We start from the raw sequence: 14,336 nt of genomic DNA on the forward strand, positions 1-14,336 counted from the left end.
GAGATAAGGCCATGAGTGAGCAGAAATTATCCGCCAACGAGCATATCAAGACCGACAGTGACTATCTGCGCGGCACCATACGCGAGGGCCTGGGCACAGACGTGACAGGCGCCTTCAGCGACGACGATCAGCAGCTGATCAAGTTTCACGGTTTCTATCAGCAGGACGACAGGGATCTGCGCAACGAACGTAAGGAGCAAAAGCTCGAGCCGCTGTACAGCTTTATGCTGCGAGCCCGGGTGCCGGGTGGTGTCTGTACTCCAGAGCAGTGGCTGGGTGTGGACAAGATAGCCTCGGAGCTGACCAGCTCCAACAGCATACGTTTGACGACCCGGCAGACATTCCAGTATCACGGTATCCCCAAGCGCAACCTGAAAACCATTATTCAGGGGCTGGACAGGGAAGCGCTGGACTCGATTGCCGCCTGTGGTGATGTGAACCGCAACGTCATGTGTAACCCCAACCCGGTAGAGTCCAAGCTGCATCAGCAGGCTTATTTCTGGGCCAAGAAACTGTCGGATCATCTGTTGCCGCACACCCGTGCCTATGCCGAAATTTGGCTCGACGAGGAGAAGCTGCTCAGCACAGAGGACGAGCAACCGGCCGCGGTTGAGCCTGTGTACGGCAAGACCTACCTGCCGCGTAAGTTCAAGATGGCGGTAGCTGTGCCACCGGACAACGACGTGGATGTTTACACTAATGACCTGGGTTTTATTGCCGTGGCGCAAGAGGGGGAGCTGGTGGGCTTCAATCTGGTGGCCGGTGGCGGTATGGGCTCGACCCATGGCGAAGTGGAAACCTTCCCGCGGCTGGCTGATGACTTTGGTTTTATCAAGGCCGAAGACACCATTAAGTTTGCCGAGGCCGTGATGACGGTGCAGCGCGATTGGGGTAACCGCAGCAATCGTAAACGCTCCCGTCTCAAATACACCATAGTGGATCACGGCTTTGAGGCCTTTAAGGCCGAGGTTGAGAAGCGCGCCGGGGTTAAGTTCGCCCCCAAGCGTGAGGTGGTCATAGGGGATCGCGGCGACAGATACGGTTGGGTTAAAGGCATAGACAACCACTGGCATCTGACCCTGTTTATCGAAGGTGGCCGGGTGAAGGATACCCAGGGTAAGTTGTTGCAGACCGGGCTTCGGGAAATCGCCAAGATACATAAGGGCGATTTTCGGATGACTTCCAACCAGAACATCATCATCGCCAAAGTGGCGGATGAGGATAAGGCTGAAATCGAAGCACTGGCACGTAAGCATGGCCTGATGGGGCAGGTGATCACCGCAACCCGTGGCCATTCTATCGCCTGTGTGGCGCTGCCGACTTGCGCCCTGGCCATGGCCGAAGCCGAGCGTTATTTCCCCGAGTTTATCGACCATGTGGATGCGCTGCAGGCCAAGCACGCCATAGGTGAGCAGGCGATAGTAGTGCGCATGACGGGCTGTCCCAATGGCTGTGCTCGCCCCTTTGCCGCCGAAATCGGTTTTGTGGGCAAGGCCCCTGGGCGCTACAACATGTATCTGGGCGCCAGCTTCGAAGGCACCCGATTGAACAAGATGTACCGTGAAAATATTCAGGAAGCCGAAATCCTCAGCGAGCTGGATAACCTGTTTGGTCGCTATGCCGCCGAGCGCAAAACCGGCGAGAGCTTCGGTGATTTCACGGTGCGCGCCGGAATAGTGAAACCTGTATTGGACGCAGCGAGGGACTTTCATGGCTGATACCACAAGTTTATTGCACAGCGCCGAGGCGCTGCTGGCCTTGCTGGATGCGCCGGCCGCTGAGCAGCAAAGCGCCCTGGCTGCCATCAATGGCTATCTTGGCGGATTGAGTGCCGAGGCGCGGATCCAATGGGCCCTGGCCTATCTGCCAGGGAGCCATGCCTTGTCGTCAAGCTTTGGCATTCAGGCGGCAGTGATGCTGCATCTGGTGAACTCGGTGCAGCAAGACACGCAAGTGATCTTGACCGACACCGGCTACCTGTTTCCCGAGACCTACCGTTTTATCGATCAACTGACAGAACGACTCGGACTCAATCTCAAGGTCTATCGGGCCGAGACGAGCGCCGCCTGGCAGGAGGCCAGATTCGGTAAGCTTTGGCAGCAGGGACTTGAGGGGCTGGAGCAATACAACCGCATCAACAAGGTGGAACCGATGCAGCGGGCACTGGCTGAGCTGGAAGTTGGCACCTGGTTTGCCGGTTTGCGCCGTTCCCAGGCATCGACCCGGGAAGGGTTGCCGATTTTGGCCATCCACGGCAAGCGCTACAAGATGCTGCCGATTATCGAGTGGAGCAACAAACAGGTACATGAGTATCTCAAGCGCTATGACTTGCCCTATCACCCCCTCTGGGAGCAGGGTTATGTCTCTGTGGGCGATACCCATTCAAGCAAGCCCCTGGAACTGGGGATGACGGAAGAAGAGACACGTTTCAACGGGCTAAAACGCGAATGTGGATTGCACTACGAGATCTGATTTGTGGCCGCTGTCATCAGCGGCTTTTTCTGCCTGTGGACAAGTTGGAAGGATTGTCATCTTGTGGTCATCTTGGGGCGTTAGTCTTGGCAATTCTGATTGTTAGTGCCTTTGGATAATCGGAACTCATACTTTAGTACATATTTGTTCACAGGGTTATGCACAGGGTGTTTTTCTGGTTTATAATCCAAAGTTCCCGCTGGGGAAAGTGTGATATGCCATTCTGTATCGGGTGTTTTTATGAAACATCGGCTTAGCGGCAGGCAGTGAAGTCGGCAATACACATCAAGACGGCTCGCCCTTATGGCATCGGTTGCCCAGGTTTTTCAGCAGTCGGTCGCGAGTGACCCCGAGCTTTGATTGGCTTGCTGGCGCAGCTTCAAAGCACTCTCCGTGTCCCGGATAGCCCGATCACCCTTTCATGGGGCTATCCGGGAATTGTTTCTTCCTTGCTTCAATCCTCTTTGACTCAATCTCCCGCAGGCTTTTATCCCTGCTGGGCTTGTTACTGCTGATCTTTTTCTGCTTGGCTGTCCTCCGCCTGAGTGTCTTTTGCCTGAGTGTTCTCGGATTGCCCTTCTGCAGAATGCTGCAGGCTTTGCTCCGGAGAGATGAGAGACAGCAATCCCTGCCATTGCAAGGGTTCATCTGTTGGCAGTTGCAGATCCGGCTCTGTGCCGATGCCGGAAAGCAACTGGCCATAGCCGTCATAGCCAAGCGAGGCGCTGATACTCAGTTGCAGGCCACTGGCCGGCAGGGTGAAATGATGCAAACGTCCCAGATCGCCACGGGTCGGCTCGCCGACCAACAGCGCCCTGCGCCAGCGTTTGGCTGCATAGGCAATCCATTCACACTCCTGGCGGCAATCCGGGCCAATAAGCAGTACCAGGCGTCCCGAGTCAGGCACAGGCGCAGCAGCCAGCTTGGGGATAGGGCGGGCATACCAGTTACTCAGGCTGGGCAGGGGCTGGTTGTCCAGCGCGGCCCGCACCGGCGGAAACGGCGCGAATTGGGCGAGCGGCTCAAAGTGCAGTGGCCGCAGAAAGTCGCGCCGTAGCTGCGGTGAGCGGCGGTAGCGGCCATAGCCCAGAGGTTGGCTGCTGAGCCCATTGTGATAGTTGCCGAGAAATTGCAGCAGGCTGTCGCTGAAGCCTCGGGCGTGGCGCAGATCCAGCACCAGGGTGTGATTGCTCATCGCGCGCAGCAGATCTTGTTGCAGCTGAGGATCTGTCTCTATTGCGTTGAGATCCGTCAGGCTAAACAGGGCTGTGTCAGGCGCCAATTGTTGCCAGCTGGCCAGAATGGACAAAGGGGCACTGCGAAACTGCAGCGGTACTTTCATCTCTATGTTTTGCGGCTGGAGATCGGCGCCATAGAGAGTCAGCAGCACCTCTTCTTTGACCCTGAGTCCCATCTCCCGCCTTAGCAGATCCAGCTGTTGCAGCCAGGGCATCTGCATCTGCACGCTATTTTGCTGCTCCGGTGGCAGGAAGCGATTGGCAATCTTCTGCCAATGGCTGATGGGCAGGCCGTCGATATGGCTGATAAAAGGCGTGTCACTTTGAAGGGGCTCGTCTCTGTCATTGAGGGCCAGCCACTTGTCTTCCATGGGCCTGAGCCTGAGGGGCAAGACGCCGGAAGGCAGCGCCGCTTGGCTGAGTCGAATGCCCGGGTCTTTCAACTCTCCCAGCAGCTTGTTGACTTCGGCGGTAAAACGGTTGATGGCAATGCTGTCTCGGTATTCCTGTTTCAGCCGTTGCAGCCGTTTCTCGAGCCGGGATTCAATGTCCGGATCCAGCACCATAAAGGCCGAATGCTGCTGCAATTGTTTGAGCAGCACAGTCAGATCGGCCTTCATTTGCCTCTGGCTAAGCTGCTCTTTTTTCGGTGGTTCCGGTAGCAGGAATCGTCCCAACTGCAGACTGGAAATCAGCAGCAGGAGAATAAAACAGCTAACCACTTCACGGAATCCCGGCTTCATATCACTCCCTGATATCAACCTCTGAACCAAGAGATGGCGCAGAGGCAGTCATCGAGTTTGTTCTTGGCGGCTTAAAGAATATCGTTGATGGCGACACCTATGCCTATACGCTGATTGTGGGCGTTATAGTCGATAAGGCTTTCGCCGTAGCCATTGAAGTATTGTGCATACAGACGCAGGTTACCCAAGATGGGGTAACTCCAGGTAAATTCCACTGCGCCGCGGTTGGGGCTTTGCAGATTGTTACGCAACATCAGGCTGAATCTGTGGTCGTCTATGCCGTAGACACCGGTCAGCTCGAAGTGGCCGAGATAATCACTGATATCCGGGTTGTCGTCGCCACGGGGATCGCCCTCATACTCTTTCTCACTTTCCGGGATCCGCCACCACACCTTGGCCGCCAGCGCTATAGGGCCCTTGTCGAACACCATGGTGCCGTATATGCGGTTCCAACTGCGGGACAGATCGCCCGACTTGCCATTGGACTGATGCACGGCGCCAAAGCCCCAGAAGGAGTTGGTGAAGCCGGCAATTTTCCAGTCATTGTTGAACAGCATAAAGAGTTCGGGTTCGTGGTTGGTTTCCCGAAACGGCGAGGAGATATCCTTGTTGTATACCTGCCACCAGGATTGGTTGGTATAGGCGAAAAACAGGTGACCATTGTCGCCAAACACGTTGTACATCAGCGGGAATTTAAAGCTTATCTGAAACTTGGCTTCATATTCGTCCAGGGTATAACCCTCTTCAGCCGCTTCTGCCGCAAAGGGAGTCATATTGGGTGACGGGTTATAGGTGACCGGCAGTATATAGTTGACCTTGTGCGGAGTGATCACAAAGGGCCGCTCTGAGGTTTCCAACTCCTCTTTTACCCTCTGATCGACCAGCGAAGGCTTACTGTCTTCGGCGGCATAGAGTTGGCTGGTCGGCAGTATTGCCAGGGCCAAGGTCAGGCCGCTGAGGCTGGAACGGATTTTGGTATGCATATTCTTCCCTGTTGTCTCTGAGGCTTGATGGAGTGCCCGGCTGTTGCTTCGGCTTGAGAGTGTAACATCCCGGCTTTACTGTGCACATTCCCATCCCAAGCCGTTGTCACCGAGATAAAACTATAATTTTTTGCCATAAGTTAGTGCCAAAAGCGGCAGTAGACAATAGGAAATTTCAGTAATCCACTTCCGCTTTGATTTTGTAATCTATTGAAAATAAAAAGTAATGTTTTTTATTAACAGATTTCTCAGTCTCCGGGCACTTTCTTGTTACCGCGATTCTTGTTCATATATCCAAAAGTAATAACAACTAATGATTCTCTATTTATAGTGGAATATAACTAGCCGCTATATTGCTTACATCAGCAAGATGGGGAATAGCGCATGGAATTACTGACACTGCCCGGCAAGCGGGCCAAGGGCAAAGTTTATCTGCTTGGAGCCGGTCCCGGCGATCCTGAGCTATTGACCGTCAAGGCTTGGCACCTGCTGCAGCGCGCCGATGTGGTGCTGTTCGATGCCTTGGTCAGTCCCGAGATCCTGGCGCTGATCCCCGAAGGTGCCGAGCGCATCGCCGTGGGCAAACGGGCCGGTGAACACAGTGCTTCCCAGAGTGAAATCAACCGTTTGTTGCTGACCAAGGCTTTTACCCGTCAAACCGTGGTCAGGCTCAAAGGGGGCGATCCCTTTATCTTCGGTCGCGGCGGCGAGGAGTTGCAGACTCTGGCACAGGCCGGCGTCGCCTTTGAAGTGGTGCCTGGCATCACGGCCGCCAGCGGTACTGCCGCTTATGCGGGTATTCCCTTGACCCACAGGGATTTTGCCCAAGGGGTCAGCTTTATTACCGGTCATTGCCAGCTGCAAAACCGCCCCATGGATTGGCAAGGCTACGCCAACCCGGCCAACACCTTGGTGGTGTACATGGGGATCCTCAATGCCGGGCTCATTCAGCAACAACTGATTGCTCATGGTCGCAGCCCGCAGACGCCGGTGGCCATAGTATCCAAGGCCACGACCAGACAGCAGCAGCGTGTTATCGGCACTCTGGAGCAGTTGCAAACCCTGGCTCAGGACCCGCGGGTAGTGATGCCGGCGCTGATGATCATAGGCGAAGTCGTCGCTCTGGCAGACAGTCTCAGCTGGTTTGAACCCGAGGCGGCGAACAATGACCTGCAACTACAACATGATGCTGCTACAGCACTTTGAATCAATTGGAGAAATAAGATGTCAGGGCCAGTGTTGAGTCACCTTGAACAGTTGGAAGCCGAGAGCATCCAGATCTTTCGCGAAGTTGCCGCCGAATTCGACAACCCGGTGATGTTGTACTCCATCGGCAAGGATTCTTCCGTGCTGTTGCATCTGGCGCGCAAGGCCTTCTATCCGGGCAAGATCCCATTCCCCCTGCTGCATGTGGATACTGACTGGAAGTTTCGCGAGATGATACGTTTTCGTGATCAGGCGGCCAAGCAGTATGGCTTCGAGCTTCTGGTGCACAAGAACCCGCAAGGCCTGGCGATGGGCATGAATCCCTTTACCTTCGGCTCGGCCAAGCACACAGACGTGATGAAGACCGAAGGCCTGAAACAGGCCCTGGATAAATACGGTTTCGATGCCGCCTTTGGCGGCGCCCGCCGCGACGAGGAGAAGTCCCGCGCCAAGGAGCGTGTCTATTCCTTTCGCGATCGCCATCACCGCTGGGATCCCAAGAACCAGCGCCCCGAGCTGTGGCACACCTATAACGGCCAGGTCAACAAGGGGGAGAGCATCAGGGTCTTCCCGCTCTCCAACTGGACCGAGTTGGATATTTGGCAATACATCTATCAGGAAAACATCGACATAGTACCGCTCTATTTTGCCGAGCAGCGCCCTGTGGTGGAGCGCGATGGCAGCCTGATCATGGTCGATGACGAGCGGATGCCGCTCAATGAAGGCGAAGTGCCCGAGTATCGCCGAGTGCGTTTTCGCACTCTGGGGTGTTATCCCCTGACCGGCGCCATAGAGTCCAGTGCCGCGACACTGGCAGAGATTATCGAAGAGATGTTGCTGTCCCGCTCCAGTGAGCGTCAGGGACGGGTCATCGACAGGGATTCGTCCGGGTCGATGGAAAAGAAAAAGCGTGAGGGGTATTTCTAATGTCGGTTGCACAACAAGTCAATGAGCTGGGTATAGAGCAATATCTTGAAAATCAGCAGAATAAATCGCTTTTGAAGTTTCTGACCTGTGGTTCCGTGGATGATGGCAAGTCAACCCTGATAGGCCGCTTGCTGCACGACAGCGCCCAGATCTATGAAGATCAACTGGCGGCACTGCACAAGGATTCCAAGAGCCATGGCACCACGGGCGAAGCCGTGGATCTGGCTTTGCTGGTGGATGGCCTGCAGGCCGAGCGCGAGCAGGGGATCACCATAGATGTGGCCTATCGTTACTTCTCTACCGAGAAACGCAAGTTCATCATTGCCGACACTCCCGGGCATGAGCAGTACACCCGCAATATGGCGACCGGCGCTTCCAACTGCGATCTGGCGATTATCCTGATCGACGGTCGCTACGGGGTGCAGACCCAGACCCGCAGACACAGCTTTATCTGCTCTCTCCTGGGGATCAAGCAGTTCATCGTGGCCGTCAACAAGATGGATCTGCTGGATTTCAGTGAGGAGCGTTTCGAGGCGATCAAGGCCGACTATCTGGCGTTTGCCGGCCAGTTGCAGTTGGACGATATCCGCTTTGTACCGCTGTCGGCACTCGATGGCGACAACCTGGTGAACCGCTCGGCGCGCACCCCTTGGTATCAGGGCGAAACCCTGCTTGCCATGCTGGAGAGTGCGCCTGTGACCGGCTTTAACCACGCCTTTGATGCCCGCTTCCCGGTGCAGTATGTCAGCCGTCCCAACCTGGATTTCCGCGGTTTTGCCGGTACTTTGGCTTCCGGCAGTCTGCAAGTTGGTCAGAGGGTCAAGGTGCTGCCTTCGGGGAAAGAGTCGACTATCGCCTCGATTGTCACCTTCGATGGTGAGCTCAAGCAGGGCTATGCCGGCCAGGCACTGACCCTGACCCTGAGTGATGAGATTGATATCAGCCGCGGCGATGTGATAGTGCCGGCGGCGAGCCCTGTGGGCGTTTCCAACCGGCTGCTGGCCAAGGTGGTGTGGATGCACGAGCAGCCGCTGACACCCGGCAAGCAGTACAACATCAAGCTGGGAACCAAAAAGGTGCCCGCCAGTGTCAGCCGCATACTGCACAGCATAGATGTGAATACCCTGGCACAGGACAGTGTTGCCGAGCTGAGCCTCAACACCATAGCCCTGGTTGAGCTGGAGCTGAGTGAGGCCGTGGTGTTCGATGCCTATAGTGACAATCGCGATACCGGCGGTTTTATCTTTATCGATCGCATCAGCAATGTCACTGTCGGTGCCGGTATGGTGCAGCAGGCGCTTGGGGAAACTGAAAAAACGACCCATTTCAGTGAGTTTGAATTGGAACTCAATGCCTTGATCCGTAAGCATTTCCCCCATTGGCAGGCGCTGGATATCCGCGCTCAGGGAGACTGAATTGTCTGAAACCTGGATCCTGGGGTTAATACTGCTCGCGCTGGTGGCCGGACTCGTCAGTGGTCTGGCATCACCGGCCATGCTGTTTACCATAGCGGCGCTGCTCAGTTACCTCTTGGGTATGCTGGAGCTTGAGTCGCTGCTGGGCAGTTTTACCAACGCCAGTCTGGTGACTCTGGTGCTTCTGGTGCTGGCAACCACGGCACTGGAGAAGACGCCCTTGCTTGGCAGGCTCAGTCAGGTCATAGGCTCCGGCTCCTTGGGGCTGACCATGGCCAAGCTAGGGTTTTCCACCGCGCTGCTGTCGTCTTTTACCAACAATACCGCCGTGGTGGCCTCGCTGATTGGCGTGGTGCGTCGCAATCAGCAGCACGCACCGGCCAAGTTATTGCTGCCCTTATCCTACGCGGCGATTTTGGGCGGCACCCTGACCCTGATTGGCACCTCGACCAACCTGATAGTGAACTCCTTTGTTGAAAATGCCGGGCTGAAACCCCTGGGCTTTTTTGAGTTTTCCTTGATTGGCCTGGCCGTGGTGGTGGCCGGTATTGCGCTTTTGGTCTTGCTGTCACACCTGTTGCCCGATGGCGATGAGCAACATGGTGATGAAAGTCTGCCCTATCTGTTGGAAGCCAAAGTGCTGCCCGGCTCAACCTTGGTGGGCCGCAGCGTGCAGGACAACAGACTCAGGGCCCTGAAAAAGCTCTATCTGGCGGAGCTCGAGCGCAGCGGCATTCGCATCTGCCCTGTGCCGCCGCAACTCGTGCTGGCCGCGGGGGATGTGCTGCGCTTCAGTGGCGCGGTGGAGTCGGTGGAGTTGTTGCATCAATTCGATGGTTTGGAGTGGTTCGGCAAGCAGCAGGCCAGGGGCCAGAATCTGGTGGAAGCCGTGCTGGCGCCGTCTTCGGCTTTGGTGGGCTCTTCGCTCAAGGCCTCGCGATTTCGGGAGCAGTTTGATGCCGCCGTAATGGCGATTCGCCGCGGCCATCATCCACTCAAGGGCGGCTTGGGCGACATAGTGCTGCAGGCCGGAGATGTGTTGCTGTTGACCCCGGGCGATGGCTTTGGCCGTAATCCGCGTCTCAGTACCGACTTTGCCGCCGTCAGCGGCCTGGACTTGAGTGTCAGGCTGGACAGTCGCCGCAGTCAGTGGGTGCTGGTGGGTTTTGTACTCACCATAGGTGCCAGTCTGCTGGGCTGGCTGCCGCTGGCCAAGGGGCTGGTGCTCTTGCTGCTCAGTTATCTGGCGATAGGTGCGGTGACCCTGGGAGAGCTCAAACGGCGGTTCCCGCTGGAGCTGGTGTTGATTGTCGGCAGCGCCCTGAGTCTGGCCAATCTGATGTTGGATACCGGCTTGGCCAAAGGGATGGCCGATACTCTGCTCGGCGCCTTTTCCGGCTTTGGGGTCTTTGGCGCCTTTGTCGGGGTTTATTTGTTGACCTTGCTGTTGACCGAACTCATAACCAATAACGCGGCGGCGGCCTTGGCTTTTCCCGTGGCCTATGCGATTGCGACCAGCTTCGGGGTCGAGAGTCGGCCCTTTATTCTGGCAGTGGTGTTTGGTGCCAGCGCCAGCTTTATTTCGCCCTATGGCTACCAAACCAATCTGATGGTGTTCAACGCCGGTAATTACCGCTTTATTGATTTTGTGCGCTTGGGGCTGCCGCTGTCGCTGCTTTACTCGGCGATAGTTCTGTTTCTGGTGCCCATGCTGTTCCCCTTTGATGCGGGTCTTTAAGGAGTGACGATGAAGAATTCTACCCAGCCCAATGCCGATATCGTTTGGCATCAGCATGCTGTCGATCAGGCGGCCAGGGCAGCCCAGAAGGGCCAACAACCTGTGCTGCTCTGGTTCACCGGGCTGTCCGGCGCCGGCAAGTCGACCCTGGCAGGCGCCCTGGAGCGGGCACTGTTCGAGGCGGGGTTTCATACCTATCTGCTCGATGGCGACAATGTGCGTCATGGTCTTTGCAAAGATCTCGGCTTCAGCGCCGCCGATAGGGATGAAAACCTGCGAAGAGTGGGCGAAGTGGCGCACCTGATGGTGGATGCCGGTTTGCTGGTACTGTCGGCCTTTATCTCGCCGACCCGGGCCGAGCGTGATGCCATTCGCTGCCGGTTTGCCGCGGGGCGTTTTATCGAAGTGCATGTTTCCACGCCACTGGCTGTGTGTGAGGCCCGCGATCCCAAGGGCTTGTATCAGAAGGCGCGTAAGGGGGAAATCCGTGACTTTACCGGAATTTCGGCGCCCTACGAAGAGCCGCTGGCTGCCGAGTTGACCATAGATACCAGCAAGGGCGATCTCAATACCCAGGTGCAGGCATTGCTGGATTACCTTTCTGCCTTGGAAGTGATCCCGTCGACGCGATTACAGGCCAGCGCCTGAGGCTCAGTTGATGCCTAACTGATGCTGAAGTCTTTGGTAAACAAGGCCTTCAGCGCATTGATATAGGCTTCGTCTTCCCTTGGACGCACCAACAGTGCCAGTTCATCGCCCACTGGGGTAAAGCGGTAGTAGCTGAACAGCAGGTGGCCTGATTTTGGGGTCAGCTTCAGGTGTTGCTGTTGGATCTGCAGTTGCAGCGGGCTCTTGCTGTCCAATATGCCGGTCTCGAACTCGCCCCTGTGCAGTATGCCGCCGTCCACCAGGGTGAGTATGCTTGAGTAGGGCATGCCGAATTGCGACAACCCCAGGTTGACCGCGCTGTGTTTACGAAAATACTGGCCTATGCCGCCGCTGACTCTGTAACCACTGATAAGCTTGAGTCGGCTCTCATTGTTGACCTTGACCGCCATTCCCAGCGCTTTTTCCAGTATGTGTGCCTCTCTCAAGGTCAACTGTTTCAGGGTTGCCAGGGTACGCAGGCTGAAATTGCCTGGATTGATGATTTCACTTGAGAGTATCCGAGCCCATAGATCCTGCATCTTGCGATTGTGGATCTGCTCGGCCATTTGGAAGAATTGATGTACCCAGTCGGGATCCAGCTCCACCCCGGTCACATCGGACGGGGTATAGCTCAGTGCCATGGCGTAGATGTTTTCCAGGTTGCGTTGGTACTGGGCTTGTTGTTTGTCGATGCGAAAGGCCGCCCGTTCGGCGACGCTGGCATTGGCGGGTTTATAGTCCTGCTCAGAGGCGAGCCCCAGCAGGCGCCCGAGGCGCAGTGCCTTCTTGCGGGCCGATGCCTGACCGGGCTCTTCGATTTCTCTGGGGAGTTTTTCCTCTGCCATCTTGATTATCTTCTCGCGAAAACTGTGCTTCTTTATGCATAATTTTCAGTTAGTTGTCCAGTAATTCAGCCTGCTTCCTGCTGTTGGGTTTCTGCAACGAGAGCCTTGTGCCAACTGAGTTCTCGTCCGGGGGCCGGGTCCTTGGGCACCAGGCGTGCCAGCAACAGCGAACAGGCGGCGAGTCCGGCACCGATATAAAACACTGCCGCAGGTGAACTGAGCCAGAGCACTCCGAGCAATACCGGGATCACTACGGCCGCGATATGATTGATGGTAAAGCTGACCGACATGGTGGCGGCAATGTCTTTGGGATCGGCAATTTTTTGGAAATAGGTCTTGATGGCAATCGCCATGGCAAACAGCAGGTGATCTATCACATAGAGCGCCGCTGCCATGTGGCCATCCTCCACCAGTGCATAACTGATAAACAGCAGCACCAGACCGATATATTCCAGGGTCAGGGCGTGCCTTTCTCCTATGCGGCCGATAAAGCGACCTATGGCCGGGGCAAACAGCAGGTTGACTACATAGTTGATCAGAAACAGAGCCGTGATCTCACTGACGCTGTAACCGAACTTCTCCACCATCATAAAGCCGGCGAACACCATAAATATTTGCCTTCTGGCTCCCGAGAAAAAGGTCAGCAGGTAATAGAGCCAGTAGCGTTTTCTGAGGATGATTTTCTTGTGCTGAGCTTCGCCGGTATCGAACCTGGGGAAATAGCAGTAGAGAGTGATCACCATCAAAAGCCCCAAGGCGCCTATGAGGCTGTACATCCAGACATAGTCCAGCTTGAATACTGTCATCACCAACCAGATGCTGCCGTAGCCGCCCAAGGCGGCCGCTGCGCGCCATGACATGGCCTTTCCCATAAAACCGGCTGTCTGGGACTTGTCGACCCATTGCAGGGTCAGGGATTGATTGATGGTTTCAAAGTAGTGAAAACCGACCGACATTAAAATGGTCGTCAGGTAGAGCCCCAATACCTGGGGAAAGAAACCGGTAATGCCCACCCCGATACACAGCAGCGCCAGCGACAACAGGGCGAAGGCCTGTTCCTTGATCAACAGCAGCACAAAAATGGCGCTAAAGGCCAGAAATCCGGGAACCTCTCTGAGGCTTTGCAGCATGCCTATTTCGGCGCCGGTAAATTGTGCTCTTTCAATAACAAAGTTGTTCAGCAGAGCCTGCCAGACGGCAAATACCAAGGACATGACAAAGGTCATCCATAGTAGCAAGGCCTGGGGATTGCGGGTTGTTTGCTGCATCTTGTTTCGAACATGGCTGGGGAGTATCAGCTTATGCTAATGCCTGAACCTGGAGATAACCAGAAAACTTTGTTGAAAAATATTATCCGCCTGTAAAGCCACTGTAGCGCCAGGGTTCCACTGCCATAGCGGCTTCTTGAGGGGCGGTTACTCAAAGGGTCCCACAGCGGTTATTTTTTGTGAACTACCCGGTATTTCCGCGGCTTGGACAGCGTTTCGCCCTTTGGCCGTGATCTGTTTCATGTAAATAAGCTAATGGATCACCTAAGATGACACCAGTACTAAGAGATTGAACTACTAGGGGTTAAGGTGAGCAAGACTCTTCTGCTGTATTCCAGCGTGCATGGTCAGACCCGCAAGATCTGTGACGTTATGGCAAAGCAACTTGGCGCTCTGGGGCAGCAAGTGACCATGGCGGCGATTGATGATGCGCCGGATCTGGCCGATTTTGATCGGGTTGCCATTGGAGCCAGTATTCGTCACGGCAAACACAATCCCGCCGTGTTCGACTATATCCGCCAACATCAGCAGCAGTTGGAAAGCAAGGCCAATGGTTTCTTTTCCGTGAGTCTGGTGGCGCGCAAGCCGGAAAAAAATACCCCTGAAACCAACCCTTACATGCAGGCGTTTCTTGCCAAGACTGAATGGAAGCCCAAGCAACTGGCTGTGTTCGGCGGTAATCTGGACTATCAGGGCTATGGGACCATGGACAGAAACATCATACGTTTCATCATGTGGATCACCAAGGGACCGACCGATCCCAATACCTGCATCGAATACACAGATTGGGGCAAGGTGCAGGAATTTGCCGAGCAATTGGCGGCGCAAACTCTGATCTCCTGGGCGGGTTAAA

Annotated in this window: 12 protein-coding genes; 8 read left to right on the forward strand and 4 right to left on the reverse strand. The window is 55.5% G+C overall.

The features are described from left to right. Positions 1 to 11: 11 nt before the first annotated feature. Complete coding sequence (gene cysI / locus ACWAU4_RS04390) at positions 12 to 1,718, forward strand: assimilatory sulfite reductase (NADPH) hemoprotein subunit (protein WP_208125552.1); 1,707 nt, start codon at positions 12 to 14, stop codon at positions 1,716 to 1,718. After that, a complete protein-coding gene (locus ACWAU4_RS04395; RefSeq protein WP_044733777.1) occupies positions 1,711 to 2,472 on the forward strand; it encodes a phosphoadenylyl-sulfate reductase in 762 nt (253 codons plus the stop codon). Before cysI ends, ACWAU4_RS04395 begins: the two co-directional genes overlap by 8 nt. A 505-nt stretch (positions 2,473 to 2,977) precedes the next feature. Here the strand turns inward: ACWAU4_RS04395 and ACWAU4_RS04400 are convergent. Then, entirely contained in the window at positions 2,978 to 4,453 is a 1,476-nt protein-coding gene (locus ACWAU4_RS04400) for a S41 family peptidase (protein ID WP_208125553.1), read from the reverse strand. A 71-nt stretch (positions 4,454 to 4,524) separates the two neighbouring features. Beyond that, complete coding sequence (locus ACWAU4_RS04405; protein ID WP_101058217.1) at positions 4,525 to 5,436, reverse strand: phospholipase A; 912 nt, start codon at positions 5,434 to 5,436, stop codon at positions 4,525 to 4,527. A gap of 384 nt (positions 5,437 to 5,820) precedes the next feature. Here ACWAU4_RS04405 and cobA point away from each other — a divergent pair, with 384 nt between their 5' ends. The 5 genes from cobA to cysC are packed head-to-tail and all read left to right on the forward strand — an operon-like array spanning position 5,821 to position 11,370. After that, a complete protein-coding gene (cobA, locus tag ACWAU4_RS04410; protein ID WP_071238595.1) occupies positions 5,821 to 6,642 on the forward strand; it encodes a uroporphyrinogen-III C-methyltransferase in 822 nt (273 codons plus the stop codon). An 18-nt stretch (positions 6,643 to 6,660) separates the two neighbouring features. Further along, on the forward strand, positions 6,661 to 7,569 hold the full coding sequence (gene cysD / locus ACWAU4_RS04415; RefSeq protein WP_071475794.1) for a sulfate adenylyltransferase subunit CysD: 909 nt from the start codon (positions 6,661 to 6,663) through the stop codon (positions 7,567 to 7,569). Then, complete coding sequence (gene cysN / locus ACWAU4_RS04420; protein WP_208125554.1) at positions 7,569 to 8,984, forward strand: sulfate adenylyltransferase subunit CysN; 1,416 nt, start codon at positions 7,569 to 7,571, stop codon at positions 8,982 to 8,984. Before cysD ends, cysN begins: the two co-directional genes overlap by 1 nt. 1 nt (position 8,985) lies before the next feature. After that, the gene (locus ACWAU4_RS04425; protein ID WP_208125555.1) at positions 8,986 to 10,722 is read left to right on the forward strand and encodes an SLC13 family permease; all 1,737 of its coding nucleotides are present in this window, start codon (positions 8,986 to 8,988) and stop codon (positions 10,720 to 10,722) included. Between the two features lie 9 nt (positions 10,723 to 10,731). Further along, on the forward strand, positions 10,732 to 11,370 hold the full coding sequence (gene cysC / locus ACWAU4_RS04430) for an adenylyl-sulfate kinase (RefSeq protein WP_025009979.1): 639 nt from the start codon (positions 10,732 to 10,734) through the stop codon (positions 11,368 to 11,370). Between the two features lie 14 nt (positions 11,371 to 11,384). Here cysC and ACWAU4_RS04435 read toward each other — a convergent pair whose 3' ends face one another. After that, positions 11,385 to 12,215 (reverse strand): TIGR03899 family protein, encoded by an 831-nt coding sequence (locus ACWAU4_RS04435; RefSeq protein ID WP_025886905.1) that lies wholly within the window; start codon positions 12,213 to 12,215, stop codon positions 11,385 to 11,387. Between the two features lie 65 nt (positions 12,216 to 12,280). Further along, positions 12,281 to 13,483 (reverse strand): MFS transporter, encoded by a 1,203-nt coding sequence (locus tag ACWAU4_RS04440; RefSeq protein WP_208125556.1) that lies wholly within the window; start codon positions 13,481 to 13,483, stop codon positions 12,281 to 12,283. Positions 13,484 to 13,792: 309 nt separating this feature from the next. Between ACWAU4_RS04440 and hemG the strand changes: the two genes are divergently transcribed. After that, positions 13,793 to 14,335: a menaquinone-dependent protoporphyrinogen IX dehydrogenase gene (gene hemG / locus ACWAU4_RS04445; RefSeq protein WP_208125557.1), complete on the forward strand. Its 543-nt coding sequence runs from the start codon at positions 13,793 to 13,795 to the stop codon at positions 14,333 to 14,335. Position 14,336: the final 1 nt, after the last annotated feature.

It is taken from the genome of Shewanella sp. FeAMO, assembly GCF_053653955.1.